Annotated in this window: 20 protein-coding genes; 13 read left to right on the forward strand and 7 right to left on the reverse strand. The window is 72.7% G+C overall.

The window, feature by feature from the left end; all coding sequences use genetic code 11:
- Positions 1–8 precede the first annotated feature (8 nt).
- From G9H71_RS13225 to G9H71_RS13240, 4 genes are all read right to left on the reverse strand, one after another.
- Positions 9–947, reverse strand: a complete 939-nt coding sequence (locus G9H71_RS13225; RefSeq protein ID WP_331272965.1) for a proline dehydrogenase family protein — start codon at positions 945–947, stop codon at positions 9–11.
- Positions 944–2596 (reverse strand): L-glutamate gamma-semialdehyde dehydrogenase, encoded by a 1653-nt coding sequence (gene pruA, locus G9H71_RS13230; protein ID WP_166282658.1) that lies wholly within the window; start codon positions 2594–2596, stop codon positions 944–946. Before pruA ends, G9H71_RS13225 begins: the two co-directional genes overlap by 4 nt.
- 94 nt (positions 2597–2690) lie before the next feature.
- On the reverse strand, positions 2691–3995 hold the full coding sequence (locus G9H71_RS13235; RefSeq protein WP_166282660.1) for an aminopeptidase P family protein: 1305 nt from the start codon (positions 3993–3995) through the stop codon (positions 2691–2693).
- A gap of 124 nt (positions 3996–4119) precedes the next feature.
- The gene (locus tag G9H71_RS13240) at positions 4120–5355 is read right to left on the reverse strand and encodes a PucR family transcriptional regulator (RefSeq protein WP_166282576.1); all 1236 of its coding nucleotides are present in this window, start codon (positions 5353–5355) and stop codon (positions 4120–4122) included.
- A 286-nt stretch (positions 5356–5641) separates the two neighbouring features.
- On the opposite strand from G9H71_RS13240, the gene G9H71_RS13245 reads away from it, so the two are divergent.
- The 10 genes from G9H71_RS13245 (at position 5642) to G9H71_RS13290 (ending at position 16977) form a co-directional block, all read left to right on the forward strand.
- Positions 5642–6865: an NAD(P)/FAD-dependent oxidoreductase gene (locus G9H71_RS13245; protein ID WP_331272967.1), complete on the forward strand. Its 1224-nt coding sequence runs from the start codon at positions 5642–5644 to the stop codon at positions 6863–6865.
- Positions 6852–7151, forward strand: coding sequence for a (2Fe-2S)-binding protein (locus G9H71_RS13250; protein WP_166282580.1), 300 nt, complete (start codon positions 6852–6854; stop codon positions 7149–7151). The genes G9H71_RS13245 and G9H71_RS13250 overlap by 14 nt, the downstream gene beginning before the upstream one ends.
- A complete protein-coding gene (locus tag G9H71_RS23810; protein WP_166282582.1) occupies positions 7148–8593 on the forward strand; it encodes an FAD-dependent oxidoreductase in 1446 nt (481 codons plus the stop codon). Before G9H71_RS13250 ends, G9H71_RS23810 begins: the two co-directional genes overlap by 4 nt.
- Complete coding sequence (locus G9H71_RS13260; protein ID WP_166282584.1) at positions 8590–9489, forward strand: dihydrodipicolinate synthase family protein; 900 nt, start codon at positions 8590–8592, stop codon at positions 9487–9489. Before G9H71_RS23810 ends, G9H71_RS13260 begins: the two co-directional genes overlap by 4 nt.
- On the forward strand, positions 9482–10486 hold the full coding sequence (locus tag G9H71_RS13265) for a proline racemase family protein (protein ID WP_166282586.1): 1005 nt from the start codon (positions 9482–9484) through the stop codon (positions 10484–10486). The genes G9H71_RS13260 and G9H71_RS13265 overlap by 8 nt, the downstream gene beginning before the upstream one ends.
- 695 nt (positions 10487–11181) lie before the next feature.
- Positions 11182–12495 (forward strand): choice-of-anchor M domain-containing protein, encoded by a 1314-nt coding sequence (locus G9H71_RS13270; protein WP_166282588.1) that lies wholly within the window; start codon positions 11182–11184, stop codon positions 12493–12495.
- 84 nt (positions 12496–12579) lie between these two features.
- Positions 12580–14181: an anchored repeat ABC transporter, substrate-binding protein gene (locus G9H71_RS13275; RefSeq protein WP_166282590.1), complete on the forward strand. Its 1602-nt coding sequence runs from the start codon at positions 12580–12582 to the stop codon at positions 14179–14181.
- Between the two features lie 53 nt (positions 14182–14234).
- On the forward strand, positions 14235–15251 hold the full coding sequence (locus G9H71_RS13280) for a choice-of-anchor M domain-containing protein (protein ID WP_166282662.1): 1017 nt from the start codon (positions 14235–14237) through the stop codon (positions 15249–15251).
- A complete protein-coding gene (locus G9H71_RS13285) occupies positions 15248–16021 on the forward strand; it encodes an anchored repeat-type ABC transporter ATP-binding subunit (protein ID WP_331272969.1) in 774 nt (257 codons plus the stop codon). Before G9H71_RS13280 ends, G9H71_RS13285 begins: the two co-directional genes overlap by 4 nt.
- Positions 16018–16977 carry an anchored repeat-type ABC transporter permease subunit gene (locus G9H71_RS13290; RefSeq protein ID WP_166282592.1) on the forward strand — a complete coding sequence of 320 codons (960 nt, stop codon included), beginning with the start codon at positions 16018–16020 and terminating at the stop codon, positions 16975–16977. Before G9H71_RS13285 ends, G9H71_RS13290 begins: the two co-directional genes overlap by 4 nt.
- 64 nt (positions 16978–17041) lie before the next feature.
- Here G9H71_RS13290 and G9H71_RS13295 read toward each other — a convergent pair whose 3' ends face one another.
- The 3 genes from G9H71_RS13295 to G9H71_RS13305 form a co-directional block, all read right to left on the reverse strand.
- Positions 17042–17677 carry a choice-of-anchor M domain-containing protein gene (locus G9H71_RS13295; protein WP_231134764.1) on the reverse strand — a complete coding sequence of 212 codons (636 nt, stop codon included), beginning with the start codon at positions 17675–17677 and terminating at the stop codon, positions 17042–17044.
- A gap of 475 nt (positions 17678–18152) precedes the next feature.
- Entirely contained in the window at positions 18153–18473 is a 321-nt protein-coding gene (locus G9H71_RS13300; protein WP_331272979.1) for an HU family DNA-binding protein, read from the reverse strand.
- Positions 18463–18558, reverse strand: a complete 96-nt coding sequence (locus G9H71_RS13305; protein WP_269204659.1) for a 50S ribosomal protein L36 — start codon at positions 18556–18558, stop codon at positions 18463–18465. The genes G9H71_RS13300 and G9H71_RS13305 overlap by 11 nt, the downstream gene beginning before the upstream one ends.
- Positions 18559–19159: 601 nt before the next feature.
- Between G9H71_RS13305 and G9H71_RS13310 the strand changes: the two genes are divergently transcribed.
- From G9H71_RS13310 to G9H71_RS13320, 3 genes are all read left to right on the forward strand, one after another.
- Positions 19160–21208 carry a M6 family metalloprotease domain-containing protein gene (locus G9H71_RS13310; RefSeq protein ID WP_231134765.1) on the forward strand — a complete coding sequence of 683 codons (2049 nt, stop codon included), beginning with the start codon at positions 19160–19162 and terminating at the stop codon, positions 21206–21208.
- A 143-nt stretch (positions 21209–21351) separates the two neighbouring features.
- The gene (locus G9H71_RS25120; protein ID WP_166282600.1) at positions 21352–21822 is read left to right on the forward strand and encodes a hypothetical protein; all 471 of its coding nucleotides are present in this window, start codon (positions 21352–21354) and stop codon (positions 21820–21822) included.
- Positions 21819–22433, forward strand: coding sequence for a TlpA family protein disulfide reductase (locus G9H71_RS13320; protein WP_166282602.1), 615 nt, complete (start codon positions 21819–21821; stop codon positions 22431–22433). Before G9H71_RS25120 ends, G9H71_RS13320 begins: the two co-directional genes overlap by 4 nt.
- The last annotated feature ends 118 nt before the right edge of the window (positions 22434–22551 follow it).

Below are 22551 nucleotides of genomic sequence, written 5' to 3' on the forward strand. Positions count from 1 at the left end.
GTCAGCCGCTACCCCCGCGTCGCCAACGCCCGCACGAAGAACGCGACGTTCGCGGGCCGTTCGGCGAGGCGGCGCATGAGATAGCCGTACCAGTCCTTGCCGTAGGGCACGTAGACCCGCACCGTGTGGCCGCGGCCGGCGAGCGCGCGCTGCTCCTCGGGCCGGATGCCGTAGAGCATCTGGAACTCGTACGTGTCGGCGGCCCGGCCGTGCTCCTTGACGAGGCGCTCGCCGAGGTCGACGAGGCGCGGGTCGTGCGTCGCGACCATGGGATAGCCGTCGCCGCGCATCAGGATGCCGAGGCAGCGCGCGTAGGACGCGTCGACCTCGGCCTTGGATGCGAAGGCGACGGACGACAGCTCCGCGTAGGCACCCTTGCACAGGCGAACGCGACTTCCGGCGTATGCAAGGTCGCGCACGTCGGACTCGGTTCGCCGCAGCATCGCCTGCAGCACGGCCCCGACCGACGGCTCCTCCGTGCGCAGCTCGCGCACGACGTCGAGCGTCGCGTCCGTGCGCGTCGAGTCCTCCATGTCGCACGTCACCGTGGTGCCGGCCTGACGGGCGGCGGAGACGACCTCCCACGCGTTGTCGAGGACCATCGACCGGTCGAGGTCGAGCCCGAGGGCCGTGAGCTTGACGCTGACCTCGGCGATCGGCGCCAGCCCTTCGGCCGCGAGCCGGCGCAACATGGACACCGACGCCTGCGTCGCCTCGCGGACGACCGCAGGATCGGAGGTGAACTCGCCGAGGTGGTCCAGCGACACCCGCAGCCCGGTTCTCCCGAGATCCCGGGCGACCCGTACGCCGTCGTCCTCGGCCTCGCCGGCGACGAAGCGGGCGACGACGGACCGGGTCCCGGGGGCACGCGTGACGGCGGTCTTCAGCCGCGAGCTGCGCGAGGCTCCGAGGATCGCGCGCCCGGTGAGCTCGGCCAGCGTGCTCACGTGTCGCTGCCCTGGTGCTCGTGCCGCCAGTCGACCGGCGGCACGAACGTCTCCTTGACGGTGCGCGGCGACGTCCAGCGCAGCAGGTTGAGCGGCGACCCGGCCTTGTCGTTCGTGCCGCTGGAGCGCGCCCCGCCGAACGGCTGCTGCCCGACGACCGCGCCTGTCGGCTTGTCGTTGACGTAGACGTTGCCGGCGGCGAACCGCAGCGCGGCCAGGCCTTCCTCCACGGCGTAGGCGTCGCGGGCCCACACCGCGCCGGTGAGGGCGTAGGGGGAGGTCGAGTCGACGAGCCGGAGCACCGAGGCCCACGACGACGGCGCGGCGTCGTCGTAGACGTGCACCGCGAGGAACGGGCCGAAGTACTCCTGGGCGAAGACCTCGTCCGTCGGGTCGTCACAGAGCACGACCGTCGGTTCCACGAAAAATCCTTCGCTGTCGTCCGCACCGCCGCCGGCGAGGACCTCGATGCCGGCGGAGGAACGGGCTCGCGCCTGGGCAGAAGCCAGCTTCGCGTATGCCCGCGCGTCGATCACCGCCCCGCCGAAGTTGGCGAAGTCCGCGACGTCCCCGAACGAGAGCGACTCCACGGCAGACACGAGCGCGTCGCGCAGCCCCGACTCCCACAGCGACCGCGGCAGGTACGCCCGGGACGCCGCGGAGCACTTCTGGCCCTGGTACTCGAACGCGCCGCGGACGAGCGCGGTCGTCAGCGCGACGGGGTCGGCGGACGGGTGGGCGACGATGAAGTCCTTGCCGCCGGTCTCGCCGACGAGCCGCGGGTAGCCGCGGTAGTCGTCGAGCCCTTCGCCGATGGCCCGCCAGAGGGTGCGGAACGTCGCGGTGCTGCCGGTGAAGTGCACCCCGGCCAGCGACGGGTGGCGCATCGCGACCCGGCTGACGGCCTCGCCGTCGCCGGTGACGAGGTTGATGACGCCCGGTGGCAGGCCGGCCGCCTCGAGCAGGCGCATGGTGTGGTGCGCCGCGAACTGCTGGGTGGGGCTCGGCTTCCAGACCACCGTGTTGCCCATGAGGGCGGGTGCGGTCGGCAGGTTGCCCGCGATGGCCGTGAAGTTGAACGGCGTGATCGCGAGCACGAAGCCCTCGAGCGGGCGGTGGTCGGTGCGGTTCCAGACGCCGGTCGGGTTCATGGGCGGCTGGTCGGCGAGGATCTGCCGGGCGTAGTACACGTTGAAGCGCCAGAAGTCGACCAGTTCGCAGGGGGCGTCGATCTCCGCCTGCTGGCAGGTCTTCGACTGCCCGAGCATCGTCGCCGCGTTCAGGGTGTGCCGCCAAGGCCCGGCCAGCAGCTCGGCCGCCCGCAGGAACACCGCGGCCCGGTCGTCGAACGAAAGGTCGCGCCACGCCGGGGCGGCGTCGAGGCTCGCCTGCACGGCGTGCTCGACCTCCTCGTCGGTGGCCTGGCGGAGCGTCCCCAGCACGTGCGCGTGCCGGTGCGGCATCACGACCGGCTTGGCCTCGCCGGCTCCGACGACCTCCCGGCCCCCGATCGTGTGGGTGAGCTCGATCGGCCCGTCGGCCGACAGCGCCTCGAGCCGGGCCGCCAGTGCGCCGCGCTCCGGGGTCCCCGGGGCGAACGTCTGCGGAGCCTCGTTGCGCGGCGCAGGAGGGGTGCTGACCGCGTCCATGCCCTTCACGTGCAGCTGCCTTCCACGAATCTTCCTTCTCTCGTCGGTCACCCGGGGCCGCCGGGGTCTGGCGGCACGGGCAAGGACAGGCCCGTCAGGAGGTGGCGACGGACTGCATCCAGGACTCGACGTCGGCCGCGGTGCGCGGCAGCGCCGAGGAGAGCATCGAGTAGCCGTTCTCGGTGACGACGAGGTCCTCCTCGATGCGCATGCCGAGGCCGCGCAGCTCCGGCGGGACGAGCTCGTCGTTCGGCTGGAAGTAGAGCCCGGGCTCCACGGTCAGCACCTGGCCGGCGCGCAGGCGGCCGTCGACGTACTCACCGGCGCGGGACTTCGCGCAGTCGTGGACGTCGATGCCGAGCATGTGCCCGGACCCGCAGAGCGTCCAGCGGCGGTAGAGCTGTCGCTCCGGGTCGAGCGCCTCGTCGAGCGACCCGGGCAGCAGGCCGAGGCCGTGCACGCCCTCGGCCAGCACCCGCATGGCCGCCCAGTGGAAGTCGCGGAACGCCGCTCCGGGGCGCACGGCCTCCAGGGCCGCGTCGTTGGCGCGTCGGACCAGCTCGTAGACGTCGCGCTGCAGTGGCGCGAAGCGGCCGTTGACAGGCAGCACCCGGGTGACGTCGGCGGTGTAGAAGGTGCGCGTCTCGACCCCGGCGTCGAGGAGCAGCAGCTGCCCGTCGCGTACGGCCCCGTCGTTGCGCATCCAGTGCAGGACCGTCGCGTGCTCCCCGGCCCCGACGATGGAGTGATAGCCGACGTCGCCGCCCTCCTGCCGGGCGCGGGCGAAGAACGTCGTCTCCAGCAACCGCTCGCCGCCGCCCGCCATCGCCGCGGGCAAAGCGCGTACGACGTCGGCAAAGCCGCGCGTGGTGGCGTCCACGGCGAGCTGGAGCTGCTCGAGCTCCCAGCCGTCCTTGAGCAGCCGCAGCTCCGACAGCGCCGCGGCGAGCTCGCGGTCCGGCGCCGCGACGTTGCCCGCGGCGCGCGCGCCCAGCCCCGCGGGCAGGTCCGCGAGCGGCAGCACCGGGATGCCGAGCACCTCGGCGACCGCCTCGAGCGTCGGCTGCGCGCCGTTCCACAGCGCACCGCCGCTCCGGCTGGCCCAGAAGTCCCGGGTGCCGGGCGGCGCGGGCGGCGGCGCGTACAACGTCGCCTGGCCCTCCGGGTCCAGCACGAGCACGCCGCCGGGCGTCGCGTCCCCGGTCAGCCAGAGGTAGTCCGAGGCCGGCCGGAAGGGGTAGGTCTGGTCGTTCGCGCGCACCAGCGGCTCGCCGGCGTGGACGACCAGGTGCTCGCCGGGGAAGCGCTCGGCGAGCCGGGCGCGGCGCTTCTGCGCCCACGGGGCGAGCTCGGCCGGGACGTCGACCGGGGCGTGCAGCGGGCCCCAGCCGCCCGACATGAACTCGTCGAGCGCCGCCGGCACGGGTACGTCGTGGCTGCCCGACGCCAGGGGATCGACCGCCTGGGTGCTCGGCTCGGCTCCGACGGGCTGGGTAGCGGACACTGCGCCTCCTCGGGAGAGATCAGGTGCGGGGCTCGTAGCGCCCGGTGAGCCGGGCGAGCTTCAGGGCCAGGTGGAGGCAGAGCCGTTCGCTGCCGTCCTTGAGGTCGGTGCCGGCCATCTGCTCGAGCCGCTGCAACCGGTAGTACAGCGAGGTGCGGTGCAGCCGCAAGCGCTCCGCCGTCGCGTGCGCGTTGCCGGCGAGGTCGAGGTAGGTCTCCAGCGTCTCGAGCAGCGGCCGGGCGGACTCCTCGGCGAAGAGCCGGTCCAGGCCGGGGTGGATGACGGCCCCGCCGAGCTCGGAGTCGCCGGACAGCTGGGACAGGACGCGGTAGATCCCGAGCTGGCTCCAGTGCGCCACCCGGCTGCCCGACGGCAGGTGCACGGCGACCCGGGCCGACTGCAGGGCCTCGTCGTAGGACGTGCGGGCGTCGACGAGCCGGGCGTGGCGCTGGCCCACCCCGACGACCGTGGAGACGACGCCGTCCATCCGGCGGGTCGCCCCCGCGACGGCCTCGTGCAGGTGCTCGGCGACGGCGTCGACGGACGCGTTGCCGGGCCGGTCGTGACCCGCGAGCACCAGCACGGCGTGGTCGTAGCGCAGCAGGTGCACGGCGGCACGCGGCCCCGCCCAGCGGATCGTGCTGGACAGCGCCTGCTCGAGCCCGAGCCGGGTGTCGTCGTCGAGGACGGAGTCCGGGCGCAGCCGCAGCAGGGCGACGAGCGCGGTGACCGGGCCGTCGGAGGTGAAGAGCCCGTCGTCGAGCAGGGCCTGGGCGGCGTGCCGGCGCGCCTCGGCGTGCTCGCCGAGCAGCAGCCGGACCGACTCGGTCTCGCGCTGGGAGGCCAGCTCGTTGGCGAGGTTCTCCCGGTAGAGCGCGAGCGCCAGGTCGGTGGTCGCGTCGGAGACCGCGCCGATCTCGTCGTCGCTCATCGAGCGGTCCGCGTCGATGAACCAGACGTAGCCGAGCAGCAGGTCGCGGTGCCAGACGGGCACGCAGACGCGGGGAAGGATGCCCAGCTCCTCCGACCCCGGCGTACGGATCGGGCCGCGCGCCTGGTTGATGCCGGCGGCGCGGAACCAGGCCACGACCTCCGGCGTGGTCTGCCGGCGCAGGATCGACAGCCGGCGGACCGCGTCCATCGGCTCGGCCTGCTCGCTGTAGACGATGACCCGCTGGCGCCGGTCCTCGATCAGCACCGGCCGACGCACCCGCGCGGCGAGCCCGTCGACGATCCGCTGCAACTGCGCCGACATTCCCCATCCGACATCCGTAGTACGACCGCGTCGGACCCCAGCCTTCCGTGAACGGCCGATGCTGCGCAAGTACCTCCATGTGTCGAGAGCGTTGCGCTTCCGACGCGAGGATGGCCGGGACGCCTCCGCTTCCGACAGTTGCACGGTGACCCTCCGCGGACCGCTGCCTAGGCTCGGCCGCCACCGCCGTGCCGCCGGCCCGAGCGCCGAAATCCGGCGAATCCCGCCCCGGCCGGCCGTCGGCCCTCGCACAATCCGATTCCCGCACCACGCGCAGGAGACCTCCGTGCCGCTTTCGCAGCCTCCGTCGACGCCCGCCGCGGCGTGCGACGTGGCCGTCGTGGGCGCGGGCATCGTCGGTGCCTCCTGCGCGTACGCCCTGGCCCGGCGCGGGCTGCGCGTCGCCGTCCTGGACCGCGGCCCGCTGCTGTCCGGCACCACCGGGTCGGGGGAGGGCAACGTCCTCGTCTCGGACAAGGGGCCGGGCCCCGAGCTCGACCTCGCGCTGCTGAGCAACGCGCTCTGGCGCCGGCTGGGCGAGGAGCTGCAGGAGCGCTACGGCGGCTTCGAGCTGGAGCCGAAGGGCGGGCTCGTCGTCACGCGTGACCCGGCCGCGCAGCGCTCGCTGGCGGCGTTCGCCCGCGCGCAGGCGGGGGCCGGGGTCGAGGTCGAGCTCGTCCCGGGCGAGCGGCTCGCGGAGCTCGAGCCGCACCTCGCGCCCGGGCTCGCCAGCGGTGCCTACTACCCGCAGGACGCGCAGCTGCAGCCCGCCCGGGCAGCCGCCGTCCTGCTGCGCGCGGCCCGCGGCCTCGGCGCCGACGTACGCACGAGGATTCCGGTCACGGGGGTCGCCCGCGGCGGTGACGGCGCGGTGCGCGGGGTCGACACCCCGGGCGGCCGCATCGCGGCAGGCTGGGTCGTCAACGCCGCTGGGGCGTGGGCCGGTGACGTGGCGGGGCTCGCCGGAGCGCCGACGCCGGTGGCCCCGCGGCGCGGCTTCATCCTCGTGACCGAGCCGCTGCCGCTCCTCGTGCGGCACAAGGTCTACTCGGCCGAGTACCTCGACAACGTCGCGACGGGGGACGCCGGGCTGCAGACCTCGACGGTCGTCGAGGGCACGCCGAGCGGGCCGGTGCTCGTCGGCGCGACGCGCGAGCTGGTGGGCTTCGACCGGACCGTCAACGTCGACGCGCTGCGCGCCCTCGCCCGCGGCGCCGCCGAGCTGTTCCCGGTCCTGTCGGCAGCGCGGGTCATGCGCTCGTACGCCGGGTTCCGCCCGTTCTCCCCGGACCATCTGCCGGTCATCGGCCCCGACCCACGGGTGCCGGGGCTCGTGCACGCCCACGGCCACGAGGGTGCCGGGATCGGGCTCGCGGCGGCGACCGGCGAGCTCGTCGCCGAGGCGGTCACGGGCGCGCGGCCGTCGCTGGACCTGTCCCCGTTCGCCCCGGCGCGCTTCGCCGCTTTCGACGGGCTGCCCGCGCCGGAGGTGCACCGTGCCGCCGTCTGAGTGCGGCGCGACCGGGTGCCTCACCGTGGACGGGGTCGAGGTGCCCGCCGTCCCCGGGCAGACCGTCGCCGCCGCGATGCTCGCGGCCGGGCAGCGGCAGACCCGACGTACCCGGCTCGGCGGGCGGCCGCGCGGGGTCTTCTGCGGCATCGGCGCGTGCTTCGACTGCCTCGTCGTCCTCAACGGCCGGGCCGGGGTGCGCGCCTGCCTCACCGAGGCCCTGCCCGGCGATGACGTGCAGACCCAGGACGGCGTCGGCCCCGCGCCCGTGGAGGCGGCGTCGTGAGCGCGGTCGAGGTCGCCGTCGTGGGCGCCGGGCCGGCCGGGCTCGCCGCCGCCGTCACCGCGGCGCGCGCGGGTGCTCGCGTCACCGTCGTAGACGGCGCGCGGCAGGCGGGCGGGCAGTACCTCCGCCGCCCCGACGTGCGCGGCGACGGGCCGGCCGTACGCCGGGCGCGGGCCGCGTCCCACACCTCGCGGCGGGCAGAGCGGCTCCTCGCCGCGGCGCTCGTCGAGCCCCGGATCACCTGGCGGCTCGGCAGCCGCGTCTGGCAGGCCCAGCGCACCGGCGACAGCACCGTGCTGCGCCTGCTCGGCACGGGCCGCCACGACGCCGACACGGTCGACGAGCTGACCGCGCCGGTCGTCGTGCTCGCGACCGGCGCCCACGACCGCGTGCTGCCGTTCCCGGGGTGGGACCTGCCCGGCGTCGTCACCGCCGGCGGCGCGCAAGCGCTGCTCAAGGGCCAGGGCGTCCTCGTCGGCGGGCGCGTCCTCGTCGCCGGCACCGGTCCGTTCCTGTACGCCGTGGCCGCCGGGCTCGCGCACGCCGGCGCCCGCGTCGCCGCGGTCGTCGACGCGGCGGACCCGCTGCGCTGGGGCGGAAAGCTCGCCGCCGCCGGCGGCGTGCCGGGCAAGGCGCTCGAGGGAGCCGCGTACGCAGCGGCCCTCGCCCGGCACCGGGTGCCGCTGTGGCGGAGGCGGGCGGTGACCCGCGTCGAGCAACGGGCGGGCGGTGGGCTGCGGGCAACCACGGACGCGGTAGACGCGGACTGGCGGGTCGTCCCCGGCGCGTCGCGGACGGTCGACGTGGAGGCGGTCTGCGTCGGCCACGGCTTCGCGCCCTCGGTGGAGCTGGCCCTCGCGCTGGGCTGCGGCGTACGGACCGACCCGCGTGACCGGAGCGTCGTGGCGCAGGTCGACGGGCTGCAGCGATCGAGCGTCGCCGGCGTGCTGGTCGCGGGCGAGGCCACCGGCATCGGCGGCTCCGACCTGTCGATGACCGAGGGGGCACTGGCGGGCCTGGAGGCGGCCCGGCAGGTGGGCCACGTGCCCGGCGACGGCGAGCAGATGCGTACTCGCCTTCAGCAACGGCGCTTGCATGAATCTCGCTTCGCGGACGCGATGCACGCGGTCCACGCCGTCGGCCAGAACTGGACGGGCTGGCTCACCGACGACACCGTCCTCTGCCGCTGCGAGGAGGTCACGGTGGGCCGGGCGCGCGGCGACATCCGCGACCTCGGCGCCGAGGACGCCCGCTCGCTGAAGCTGCTGACCCGCGTCGGCATGGGCCCCTGCCAGGCCCGCATGTGCGGCTGGGCGGCGACCCGGCTGCTGGAGGAGGAGACCGGGCACGCGCAGGAGCCGACCGGCTTCGCCGCCCGCCCCCTCACCACACCCGTTCCGTTGCACGCTCTCGCTCGAACCCAGGAGGGGATCTCCCCGTGACCCAGGCACGCCACCCGTGGCAAGGCATCGTCGTGGCGATGACCCTGCCCTTCCGCGACGACCTCTCGATCGACTTCGACCGGCTGCAGGAGCACGTGCGCTGGCTCGCCGCGGAGGGGTGCGACGGCGTGACGCCGAACGGCTCGTTGGGGGAGTACCAGACCCTCACCGAGTCCGAGCGGGCCGACGTCGTGCGCGCGGTGGTGGAGGCCGCGCCCGAGGGGTGCTCCGTCGTCCCCGGTGTCGGCGGCTACGGCGGGCACCAGTCGCGCCACTGGGCGGAGCAGGCGGCGGAGGCGGGCGCGCACGCGGTCCTCGCGCTGCCGCCCAACGGCTACCGCGCCGGGCCCGACGAGGTGGTCGCGCACTACCGCCAGGTCGCCGCGGCCGGCCTGCCCGTCGTCACCTACAACAACCCCTACGACACCAAGGTCGACCTCACGCCGGAGCTGCTGGCGACGATCGCGGAGATCGACGGCGTGGTCGCGGTCAAGGAGTTCAGCGGGGACGTGCGCCGCATCCACCGGCTGCAGGAGCTCTGCCCGCAGCTCGACGTCCTCGCCGGCGCCGACGACGTCCTCCTCGAGCTGATGCTGCTCGGCGCCGTCGGCTGGATCGCGGGGTTCCCCAACGCGCTGCCGCGCGAGTCCCGCGCGCTCTACGACCTCGGCGCCGCCGGCCGGCTGCAGGAGGCGCTGCCGGTCTACCGCCGGCTGCACCCGGCGTTCCGCTGGGACTCGCGCACCGAGTTCATCCAGGCGATCAAGCTCGGGCAGGACGTCGTCGGCCGGTACGGCGGCCCGACCCGGCTGCCGCGGCTCCCGCTCCCTCCGGAGCTCGAGGCCCAGGTGCGCAAGGACGTGGAGCTGGCGGTCGGGGCGGGCCTCGATGCGTAGCAAGCTGGTCCTGCACGCGGTCGACTCCCACACGGAGGGGATGCCGACCCGCGTCATCACCGGCGGTGTCGGGACGTTGCCGGGCGAGACGATGATGGAGCGCAAGCTGCTCTTCGAGCGCGACCGCGACGGGCTGCGGACGCTGCTGATGTATGAGCCGCGCGGCCACAGCGCGATGTCGGGCGCGATCCTGCAGCCGCCGACGCGGCCCGACGCCGACTACGGGGTGCTGTTCATCGAGGTGTCGGGGCTGCTGCCGATGTGCGGCCACGGCACGATCGGCGTCGCGACCGTGCTCGTCGAGACGGGGATGGTCCCCGTGCAGGAGCCGGTGACGACCGTACGCCTCGACACGCCCGCGGGGCTCGTGACCGCCGAGGTCGCGGTGGAGGACGGGAAGGCGAAGCACGTCACGATCCGCAACGTCGAGTCGTTCCTGCTCGCCTCCGACGTCAAGGTCGACGCCGGCCCCGAGCTCGGCCGGGTGGCGTTCGACATGGCGTTCGGCGGCAACTTCTACGCGATCGTGCCCGCGGAGGCGCTCGGCCTGCCCGTCGAGCCCGCTTCCGTGCCGGAGCTGATCCGCCGCGGGCTCGTCCTCATGGACGCCATCAACGCGCAGGCCCGGCCCGTCCACCCCACGAACCCGGCGATCGACGACTGCCGCCACGTGCAGGTCGTCGCCCCGGGTCGGGACGGGGCCGACTCGCGCAACGCCGTGGTGATCCATCCGGGGTGGGTGGACCGGTCGCCCTGCGGCACCGGGACATCGGCTCGCATGGCGCAGCTGCACGCGCGCGGGCTGCTCGAGCTGGACACGCCCTTCGTCAACGAGTCCGTCCTGGGCACGCGGTTCACCGGACAGCTGATCGGCACGTCGGAGGTCGCCGGGCTGCCGGCGGTCATCCCGACCGTGCAGGGGCGGGCGTGGATCACGGGGACGGCGCAGTACCTCCTCGACCCCGACGACCCGTTCCCGGCGGGGTTCCTGCTCTGACGCCCCACAACCCCCGCTGATCATGCACATCTGGCGAGTTCTCCACAGACCGAGGACCTGTGGAGAACTCGCCAACTCTGCATGATCGTCACGGAGTGTTGTGCGGACGTCGTCGCGGGCTCGCCAGCTTGCCGACTTGCCGGGAGCCGTCAGCTCACCGGGACAGGCCGACGCCGTCGACGACGACCCTCCCGCGCGTGCCACCGACCGCGACCAGGCTCATCCGGTGCTTGCCGGGCCCGCGCAGCTTCGCGACGAACAAGGCGAGTCCAGGCCGCGAGCCGTCGACCGGGTGTCCACGGTGCGCACGAAGCGCCCGTCCACGTACGCCTGAGCTTGCTGCAGTCGCGGCCGGTGCTCCGCGTGACACGGACCGTTCAGGCAATGACCGGCACGGCCGGACCGATGCTCCGGCCCGGCTCGTGACCGTCACGGTCCCGGTTGCGGTCGGTGTCTGCGCGCGATGGGGCGAACGGCTCGACCTCGCGTCCATGGGCTGCTAGCTTGCGGGGCATAACGACAACGATTCTCGAATCCAGGTTCACGGCGGGCGGTGGAGCTCACCCATACGCCACCGCTCGTCGCGTTCCTGCGCCGCTGGCCGCTCACCCAGGAAGACAACTTCTGCAATGAACGCACAGCGCCGAAGCCTCTCGGCATTTGCGGCTCTTCGAGGGCTGATCCTCGCCTCCGTCGTGGGAGCCGCCGTCGTCGTCGTCCCGCCGCGCGGCGCGGAGGCCGGCGCCGCGCCGCCCTACACGGTCCTCAGCGACGTCCACACCGACGCCATCGCCACCTTCTGGGACAACGGCCAGCTCGTCCTCGACACCAAGGCCGACACCCCCGCGCTGCACACCCGCTACAGCAACGAGGACGTCTGGTTCCACGTCGACAACGACTCCCGCATCGCGTCCTGGCCCGGGGGCGCGTACGGCTTCGTGGCTCCCGCAGGCGCCACGGTGTGGCTGGCTCCGGAGGTCCAGGGGCAGGACCAGCTCTGGCCCGGGTTCTCCACCGAGTCGGTCCCTGCCGGCACGCTGGACAACAACGACACCACCCTGACGCTCGCGGGCGTCGCGGGCCCTGGTGACGTCGAGCTCTGGCAGACCGGCACCTTCGGCGCCCCCGCCCGCCTGTGGTCCAGCGACGAGCCCGGCTACAAGAGCTTCACCCGCAAGAACGTCCACATGCACGCCAACTGGGCCTTCACCGCTCCCGGCACGTACCGGCTGACGGTCCGTGCCGACGCGGCCGTCGGCGGTACCCCCGTCTCGGCGACCGGGGTCTACACCTTCGTCGTCGGCGACCTGCCCGCCAACCCGCCGCCCCCCGCGCCGACCGACCCGGCCCCGGCTCCTGCCCCCACCCTCCCCGCTCCGGCTCCTACCGTCCCCGCGCCAACTCCGACGACCCCGGCCCCCGGCGCGACGCCGCCGGCGACCACGCCGCCGACGAGTCAACCGGAGCAGCCGGTGCAGCCGGTGCGCCCGACCGTGCTGACACGGGCACGCGTGACCGGCGCGGGCACGGTGGGCACGCGCGTGTCGTGCACGGCTCGCTTCCGTCACGCCTCGAGCGTCACGTACGCCTGGACACGAAACGGCCGAACGCTGCCCGCGAAGTCCGCGAGCCGGTTGCTCGCCAAGGCCGATCTCGGCCAGCGAGTGGCCTGCCGGGCGACGGCCACCTCCGCCGGCGGCAGCGTGGCGTCGGCGAGCGCGGCGATGCTCGTGAAGCCGGCCGCGCTGCGTGCCTTGCGCTCGCCGGTCGCCATGGGCGCCGCCGTGGTCGGCCGGACATTGCACGCCACGCCTGGGCGCTGGTCCCCCGTCCCTAGGGCGCACAGCTACCGCTGGCTGCGGGACGGCCGCGCGATCAGCCAGGCGACGAAGGCGACCTACCGGCTCGTCCCGGCGGACCGGGGCCACCGCATCTCGGTACGCGTGACGGTGACCCGCAAGGGCAGCAGCCCTGGCCGGGCCGTCTCCGCGGCACGCACCGTCAAGTAGTCGTTCCGTCTCGACAAAGGGGCCGGCGGACGCTCGTCCGCCGGTCCCTCGTCGGACCTCCCGTGAAGGATCAGCCGCGTCCCCATGAACCCAACGAGCCACCAGCACTCGGCTCCCGGCCGCGTCAGACGAACAGCATTGCTGGCCCTGCTCGCAGCCGCTCCCGTCGTGCTGTCAGGGTGCGTGTCGCGGCCGCTGCTCGCTGCGGACTCCGGCCGGCTGCAGGTCATCACCACGACGGGGATCTTGCGTGACCTGGTCTCGCAGGTAGGCGGCGATGCCGTCGACGTCGTCTCGGTCGTGCCCGACTCGGCGGACCCGCACAGCTATGAGCCGACCTTGCGGGACGCCCGCAACACCGTCTACGCCGACGTCGCCTTCTCGAACTACGCGCTGCTCGAGGAGCACAACGTCATCAAGACGTTGGACGCGAACCTCGCCCCGGACGCGATCGAGGTCTCGCTGGCCGAGGAGGCCGTCAAGTACGCCGCCGAGCTGATCCCGCTCGTGGAGAACGTCAACCTCGACACGGTCTGGCTCGGCATGCGCGCGGAGGGGCAGGGGCGGCAGCTCGGCGCCACGCGGGCATCGGAGGTCCTGCTCAAGGCGACCGCGGCCACCGGTCCTGGCGACGTCTTCGCCTACCTCACCGGGTCGATCGGGGACACAGACGTCTACTTCGACTCCTCGGACGGGTTCGACGCGTCGGACGGCTTCGCGGACGACACGGCGACGCTGCCTGCTGACGCGCACACTCACCTGTCCTGGGCCTTCACCGAGCCCGGGGTCTACACACTCACCTTGCAGGCTCAGCTGCAGGTGGACGACATCTCGCGGCCGATCGACCTCGGCAAGCCCGCGACCTACACCTTCGCAGTGGGGGTCGACCCGCTCGAGGCCGGCGCCCCGGGCGCCACGGTGCTGGACGAGGGCCACGCGGACCTGACCGTCGACGTCGACCGCCGGGCCATGGGCGTGCAGTACGACCCGTCCGGTGGCGGCGAGCACGCCCAGCAGTGGCTGGAGGCAGAGCGTGTCGTCGTCGACGTGCCGAACAAGGCGATCACCGAGATCCCCGCGGGGCGGCAGTACTCCTTCATCGGGCGCGCTGGTGACCGGGTCTACCAGCTGGCGCAGGCGGTGCTCGGCAAGCACGTGCACGGGGAGATCGACCCGCACCTGTGGCAGAACGTCCGCAACGCCATGGCCTACGTCAAGCTGATCCGCGACACGTTGACGGAGGCCGACCCTTCCCACGCAGCCGAATTCCGAGCCAGTGCGGACGCCTATCTCGCCGAGCTCGAACGCACCGACGACTACGTGCGCTCCACCATCGGCCGGATTCCCGAGGGCAACCGCTACCTGGTGACGACGCACGACGCCTTCGGCTACCTCGCCGAGGCCTACGGCGTACGGATCGCGGGCTTCGTCACACCGAACCCCGCGACGGAGCCGTCCCTGGCCGACCGGCGCAAGCTCAGCCAGACGCTGCGCAGCCTGCGGGTCAGGGCGGTGTTCCTCGAGCCGAACCTCAGGAGCCGCGCGTCCACCCTGTCCGAGGTCGCCGGCGAGCAGGGCGTCCAAGTCTGCTCCATCTACGGCGACACCTTCGACGACAGGGTGCGCAGCTACGTCGAGATGGTCCGCTTCAACGCCGACTCGCTGCGGCGCTGCCTCAGCCCATGACCGGCACCCGACGCGGCGTCGTGCCGCACTCTCCGGAGAAGACGAACCCTGCGATGACCTCCACTCCCACCGCCTGCGCCCGGCGGGCGTACGCCGCGGCGATCGTCCTGCTGATCGCTCTCGTCGCGATGGCCCTCCCGGCAGGCGCCTGGGCGGTCGACGGCGACGACCCCGGCCTCGAGCAGACGATCCCGCAGAGCCAGGACATCGTGCACGGTGAGCACGTGCTCGATGCCGGGCACGTCGATGTGGGCCCGCGGTTCGACGACGACGGGACGTGGCGGCTGATGATCCACGACGACGCCCGCCGCGCGGACCCGGACGCACGGAGCGTGTGGCGCTTCCCCGACGAGACGGTGTTCCACGTCGTCGACGAGGCGAAGCTGACCGTTCCCGACGACCCTGCCTACGCGTTCCTCGGTGCCCAGCCTGGCAGCGACGTCTGGGTCGTCCCACAGACGCAGAACCAGGACGTCGTCTGGATGGGCTGGAACACCCAGGACCCCGACGTGATGAAGCGGATCGACCGTGGCGTCACGCTCACCCTCGACGGCGTGCAGGGCCCGGGCACCGCCACCGTCTACCTGCAGTCCGGCACCTTCGACGAGCCGCAGACGCTGTGGACGTCGACGACGGCCGAGCCGCAGCCCTTCTGGGTCGACGTCAACACCCACACCCACGCCAACTGGGTCTTCACCGAGCCCGGCGTCTACCTGGTGCAGGTCACGGTCTCGGCCGACCTGCTCGACGGCACCACGGCGAGCGGCACGACGGTGCTGCGCTTCGCCGTGGGCACGGGCACGAGCCCCGACACGGCGCTGGCCGCGTCATGGCAGGGGGAGGCGCCGCCGGCCGCGGGCGGCGCCAGTCCGCAGGCCGAGTCCGCAACGGCAGCGGACGACGAGGCCGGTGGCTCGGCGACCGCCTACCTTGTCGCCGGCGTGCTGCTGGTCGCCGTCCTGCTCCTGGCGGTGGCCGCCCTCGTCGTTGTACGCGGCAGCCGGGCCAAGCGCGGCGTCTTCGACGCGCGGCTCGGCAGTGGCACCGGGCGAGACGCGGGGCCGGCGTGAGCGCGGCGGTGGCCGCGGCTCCTGCGCTGTCGGTCGAGGACGTGTCCGTCGAGCTCGGCGGAAGGCTCGTGCTGCAACAGGCCCGGCTCAGCGTCGACAAAGGCGAGCTGGTCGGCCTGCTCGGCCCCAACGGCGCCGGCAAGACGACCCTGCTGCGCACCGTGCTCGGGTTGCTGCGGCCGGTCGGCGGGCGGGTGGCCGTGGAGGGCCGGACGGCCAAGCCGGGGCGGACTGCGCTCGGGTACGTGCCCCAGCGGCACGAGTTCGCCTGGGAGTTCCCCATCTGCGTCGCAGACGTCGTGATGACCGGGCTGACCGGCCGGCTTGGGCTCTTTCGTCGCCCGGGCGCAGCCGAGTGGGAGGCGGTGGCGGACGCGCTGGAACGCGTACGCATGAGCGACCTCGCCGACCGGCCCGTCGGGCAGCTGTCCGGGGGGCAGCGCCAGCGGGTGCTCGTCGCCCGCGCGCTCGCGCTGCGGCCGTCACTGCTCCTGCTCGACGAGCCCTTCACCGGGCTCGACATGCCCACCCAGGACCTGCTGTCGGCGCTCTTCGTCGACCTGGCCCGCGAGGGGCGGGCGGTGCTCATGACCACCCACGACCTGCTGGGTGCGCTCGACGCCTGCGATCGTGTCGCCCTGCTCAACCGCAGCATCGTCGCGGTCGGCACTCCCGATCGGCTGGCGCTCGACCCGGCCCCCTGGATGTCGGCGTTCGGCGTCGGCCCCGAATCAGCCCTGCTCCGCGTCCTGAAGGCGACCGCACGATGACCCCCGTCGAGTTCTTCACCGATCTTTTCAACCCTGAACTCGCCTTCCTGCCCAAGGCGCTGGCCGTCGCCGTGATGTCTTCGATCATCTGCGGCGTCGTCGGCTGCTACGTCGTGCTGCGCGGCATGGCGTTCATCGGTGACGCCGTCGCGCACGCCGTCTTCCCCGGCCTCGCCGTGGCGTTCGTCCTCGGCGGCAGCCTGGTGATCGGCGGGACGATCGCCGGTGTCATCACCGCGGTCCTCGTGGCCGTGTTCTCGCAGAACCGGCGGCTGAAGGAGGACTCCATCATCGGGATCTTCTTCGTCGCCGCGTTCGCGCTGGGCGTCGTCATCATCTCCCGCGCTCCGGGATACGCCGGTTCCCTGCAGCAGTTCCTCTTCGGCTCCATCACCGGTATCCCGGACAGCGACCTCTACGTCGTCGGGATCACCGGGCTCGCGGTCCTCGCCGTGGTCTTCCTGCTGCACAAGGAGCTCGTCGCGATCTCGCTGGACCGGGAGTCGGCGCGGGCGCTCGGGGTGAAGGTCTTCTGGCTCGACCTCGTGCTCTACGTGCTGGTCACCCTCGCCGTCGTCATCAGCGTTCAGACCATCGGCAACATCCTCGTGCTCGCCCTGCTCATCACGCCCGCCTCGACCGCCCGGCTGCTCACCGACCGGCTGAGCGTCATGATGGTGCTCGCACCGCTCATCGGCGGCGCCTCGGCCCTCGTCGGGCTCTACGTCTCCTGGTCCTGGGACTTCCCGACCGGCGGCACGATCGTGCTCGTCCTCACCGTCGCCTTCCTGCTCGGCTGGTTCCTCGGGCCACGCCACGGCCTGGTCGGCCGGCTGCGCCGGGGACGGGGGCCGCTCATCGACGACACCGGCGCGCTCGCCCCTGCGGACGGCGCCGCCGTGTTGGCCGGCGCCCACGCGAACGTGCCGGAGCCGGTGGACGGCGGTCGCGCCTGAAGCGCGCCCGGCCAGGAGCAAGCCCGGGGCTTCCTCCTGGCCGGGGTTCACCGGGAGCGCGCTCCTACTTCACCTGGACGGTGAGCACCTCGGTGTCGCTGACGTTCTTGCCGCTGACCAGCTTCGCGCTCATGGTGAAAGTGAGCCGGTAGGTGCCGCGCTTGGAGAAGGCCCAGCTGCCGTGGGCGTGGACGCCGAGCGGGATCGAGGCCCGGTCGACCTTCCTGTCATCGCTGTCGAACACGACCTGAGGCGTACCGAACGAGCCGGTGGTGAAGAGCGCGAAGGCACCGGGGCCACGGACGCTGCGCAGGCTCCAGGTGACCGAGCCGCGGACGACGTTGCTCTTGAGCTCCTCGGTGTTCCACCCCGGCCACAGCAGGTCAGAACGCTGGGATTGAGGCAGCAGCCAGAGCGGGGCCCCGGCTCGGCCGAGGAAGCGGTAGCTATCGGCCGACGGGACCGTCGTCTTGGCCTTCGCGAGAGCGACGTACCGGGTCTTCGACGGCTCCCGCCAGGTCACTCTGCCGGCCACGGTGCCGTCCTTCACGAGCATCTGCAGCTTGCCCTTGATGACGCGAGCGGCAAGGTCCACGTGGCCCTTGCTCAACGACACCGTCTTCGTCGCAGCGGGAGCGGCGGCGGCGGGCGAGGCGACCAGGCCGGGAGCGACGGCGCCACCCACCAGTGATGCCGCCATCACCATCGCCGTGCTCGTGAGCGCCGACGTGCGCGTCGTCCAGGCGCGCTTCAGGGGCGTCGGAGCCGTTGCTCGCTGGCGCGGCGCGCAGGGTGCGTCGCGATGCGGCCCCAGCGGCGCATCTGGTCCCGCAGGGGAGGGAGGCGACGGTTGCGGGCGCTGCGGTCGGTGCGCTGTTGTCAGAGGAGCCATGCTGCTCGACGGTACCGATCACGGAAATCATTGTCGAGTAGTCGTGGTGGCCCGGTGCCTGGGCCCGTGGCCGGCCCAGTTCTCACGCCGGTGGTCCGGTCAGCCTGAGGCTGGGGATGGCTCGGCTCCACGACGTCGTCGGACGCGGCCAACGTCGAGCTTCCTCGACCGCCCGGCCCGGTGCAACGAGGATCCTGTGCGCCGTGCCGACGAGGGGTGGCGCGGCGCACAGGATGCGAGCGTTGTGCAGCGGAAGTGCTAGGGGGGAGTCAGCATCGAGCCCTCAGGTGGACACTGCGTTCTTCAGTGCGGTCGCCGGCTTGAACGCCGGCGCCTTGCTCGCCGCGATCTCCAACGGCTCGCCCGTCTGCGGGTTGCGCCCGGACCGCGCGGCGCGCTCGCGGACCTCGAAGGTGCCGAAGCCGGGGATCGCTACCTTGTCGCCTTGTGCGAGCGCGCCGGTGATGGCTCCGACCACGGCGGAGAGAGCGGCGTCCGCGGCGGCCGGATCGAGGCCCGCGTCGCGCGAGATGGCATCGACAAGTGCGCTCTTGTTCATGCTTTCTCCTTCTGTTGTGCGGCAGTGGTCCTGATCAGGCCTGATGGGTCTTGAAGCGGGGATCGAGCGTGTTGATGACGTGGGTGGGGCCGCGCCGCCGGACCACCCGCCTGCCGGGCTGGTTCTTCACGGATCGGATCGAACGAGCATGCGGCGGCGGGTCAGCCGCGAGCGGATCGGCCCGACGAAGACATGAGTGATCTGCCTCACGAGACCCTCCCGTCGCTCCCGGACCGACAACCATTGTCATCTTATGGCTCACCGATGGCACTGCCCCTTCTTCGACCTGCGAGCGGACGGCGTGTCGGCGGCGATGGGGTGACCCACCTTGCTGTCGCCGACAGCAGGGGCCGGCGGGACGGTCGCTCTCTACGGCCGTCGAGCTCCAGCGCGGAACCGTTCCCTGATCTGAGCCGTTCTCGAGGCGGGCCCGCCTTGGTGCGTCCCCTGTCGCCGTTCGTCGCATCCGCCGCATCGTGCCTCGCCTGGACGTAGCGGGCCGGACATCCTGCCGAGATACGGGCGCAATGTTCCGTCATCTGTCGAATGACCGGCCGGACATCTGCCGACAGGCGGCGGGTGACGCCCCTTCCGTCGCTTCCTAGGTTGAGGCGCCCCTGTGTGCTCGTCGCAGGGGTGGGGCCGGCGCGCGCACGACGCCTTCGCCTCGACGCAGCGACAGAAGGTGTGATGCGATGCGGAGCAGGAGTACCCCTGGAGCGCTGCGGTCCATGCGCAGCCTGCGGGTCGTGACGGTGGCCGCCGCGGCGGTGGCGGCGGGCGCCCTGGCGCTGCCGGGCCAGTCGGCGACCGCGGCCAGTGGTGTCGTCGGCCCGATCGACCCGCAGAACTGGGTCAACCCCGACAACATGACCTGGTCGGACTACAAGCCGGTCCCCGACACCGACTGGGCGAACAAGCTCACCGGCGACACACGGACGTTCAAGGGCGCCGTCGTCCTCGTGGACTACCCCGACATGCCGTTCGCGGTCACGCAGCCGCCGCAGTCGACGATCTTCGGCAACCCGAGCCTGCTGGCGCACGACATCCCGCGGTCGCAGGTCGCCCAGTTCTACGAGGACTTCCTCAACAAGCCGCAGGACCTCAACCACCACGTGACGATCAACTCGTACTGGCAGGAGGACAGCAACGGCAAGTTCGGGGTCGACCTCGACGCGTTCGGGCCGTACCTCATGCCGTTCAAGTCCTACCAGTACGGCATCGACAACGGCTTCAACGCGGGCTCGTGCCCGGTCGGCGACGCCTGCAACAAGAACATGCGGACCGACGGCCAGGCCGCCTGGCTCGCCGACGTCGGCCAGGCGGTGATCGACCAGTACGACTTCACGTTCTACCTCGGCGCCGGCCAGGACGAGTCGAGCAGCTGGCAGGAGTTCGGCTCCATGCTCTTCGCGTCGCCCGCGGACGTCCCGGACGCCTGGGGCCCGCCGTCGCCGACGAACCCCGAGACGGTGCCCGGCAAGAACGCGGCCCGTACGCGCTACGTCCCGTGGACGTCGTGGAAGGCGGCGGCCACCATCTGGCCGAACGCCAACCTGCCCACTGCGACGCGCAAGGGCTCGTCGATCCAGGCGGAGAGCTCGGGCATGGGCACCTACGCCCACGAGTTCAGCCACATCCTGACGATCCTCGACAACTACAACAACCCGTTCGGCGGGGAGCGCGCCTACACCGGCCCGTGGAGCATGATGAGCCGAGGGTCGTTCCTCGGCCCGGGCGGCCCGCACAGCCGTTGGCAGATCCCCCCGGTGAACGGCGCCTCGCTCGGTTCCCAGCACATGCTGCGCGACAAGATCAAGCTCGGCATCATCGACGAGGAGAACGTCCTCCGGATCGACAGCTCCGCGCTCGCGAACTCCGGTGTCGTGGTGGCCAAGGTGCAGGCCCGTGCGGCGAAGCAGGACCCGGGCGAGATCTCCGGCATCAACATCCGCATCGGCCGGGACGCGAGCCCCGTCTGCGGCGCCGTGACCTTCACCTGCGACGGCAACGGCCGGGGGAACAGCTTCTACCAGAACTACACGATGGAGGTCGTCGACCGGATGGGCGACGACTCCTTCCAGGGCGACCATGGCGTCCTGATCAGCAAGACGAAGGACCAGGACAACGCGCCGTTCGTCTGGACGATCGACGCCAACCCCCAGGACATCAACCAGGTCGACTACTACGACGCCAACGGCCAGCCGCAGATGATGACCCGCGGCGACTTCCGCCAGTTGCTGGACGCCCCGTTCCACGCGGGCACCGACTCCGGCAGCGAGTACGAGTACGTCGACGAGGCGAACGGCCTGCACTTCTACGTCATCGACATCGAGCGTGACGCGAAGGGCATCCTCAGCTACACCCTCGCCGTGAAGTCGACCAAGGGTGCGGGCGCGGTCCGCCGCGGCGTCGAGGTCATCGGCAAGGGGGAGGCCGCGAGCGCTGCCGACATGACCGGCACGACCTGCTCGTTCACGATCGAGAACAGCGGCCGTACGCCGTCCGCCTCGGCCACGGCCGGGCACCCGGAGAACGTGTCCGCGTTCCTCGACTCCGACGTCTACCGGCTCTCGGTGGCGACGCGCGGCGAGGGCTGGAGCGCGTCGCTGCCCAACGCGCTCGCGACGGCGAAGGTCGGGGAGACGGCCGAGGTGCTCGTCAACGTCAAGGCCGCTCCTGGCGCGAAGCACCAGGGAGCGATCGTCCTCACCGCGACCTCCGAGTCCGACCCGACCAAGGTCGCGCACGCGGACTGCAAGGTGAAGTCGGTCCGCTAGCGGATCGTCCTCCCCGTGGCGCCGGCCGTTCGTCGCCACGGGGAGGACGCCGGCCCCGCACGCCGCGGCCACCAGGTTGCTTCCTCGGCCGTGCGATATTGACGGTCCGGCCAGCCCTTCTCGATCGTCGGGAGAACGCACACGTGCATGCAGGGACCGCTCGGCGAGGAGCCGCACTGACGCTCGTCGCGGCAGCTGCGCTGCTCGGGGCCGGCTGCACGGGCAGCGAGGACGACGCCGACGCGGCAGCCGAGGCGACGCCCACCGAGCAGCGCACCGTACGGCTGCTCGTTCGCGACGCCAACATCCGCGAGGTCGGCGAGGCATGCTCCGGCGCCGGCGGCTACATCTACGTCCACCCGACGGCGCCCTTCACGATCACCGATGCCGCCGGGGCGGCCGTCACCACGGGAACCATCCCCGCGGGCACCGCGCGCCCCGCGCTCGAGCAGGACCTCGGGGTCGAGCGGGTGCCGACCTTCTGCGAGTTCTCCATCCCCGTGAAGGTTCCCGTCGGCGACGGCTACCGGCTCGTGCTCGACGAGGGCAACCCCATTCCGTTGACCAAGCAGGACGACGAGGTCGAGGGCAAGATCCTGGTGGGCGTGCTGTGAGCCGTACGCGCGGGCTGTGGGCCCTTGCCGTGCTGGCCGTCGCGCTCGTCGTCGGCTTCGTCGTCCCGCTCCCGGGGCTGCCGGGTGGGTCGGACGACTCCGACGAGGACACCGCCGGGGTCGCGGCGACCGCGCCGCCGGTGGCTCAGCCGTCCTTCGACGCCCCCAGCCCGGAGCCGACACTGCCGCCCGGTGAGCTGACCGCACCGCCCTTCGCCGGGCTCGCGCTGGACGGCACCTCGGTGAACGTGGCCGCCCGGTGGAGAGAGCGGCCGATGGTGATCTCCTTCGTCACCTCCTGGTGCGCGCAGTGCCAGGAGCGGCAGGACGCGCTCAGCGAGCTCGCCCGCACCTACGACGGGGAGATCGACTTCGTCGGCGTGGCCACGCAGGACTCCAGGGAGGCGCTCTCCTCGTTCGCGGCCCAGCACACCGTCGGCTACCCGCTCATCCTCGACGAGCCCGGCGAGGTCTGGCGCTCGTACGCCATCCGCGAGCCACCGGCCGTCGTGGTCGTCGATCGCGGCGGCAAGCTGCTGCGCGGCTGGCCCGGCGGCAAGGACGCCGCAGCGCTGGACGCAGAGCTGAAGAAGCTCGAGCTCGTTCCTTAGCAGCAGTTCTGCTGTCGACAGCCCCTGTCGTCCCGGCCGGCCCGGGAAGGCGGGGGCTGTCGGCGTCCTGCGCCGGCCCTTCCCGGACCGTTCCGCGCACCGTCAGCCATGATCTATG

The organism is Motilibacter deserti, assembly GCF_011250635.1.
Taxonomy (GTDB): Bacteria; Actinomycetota; Actinomycetes; order Motilibacterales; family Motilibacteraceae; genus Motilibacter_A; species Motilibacter_A deserti.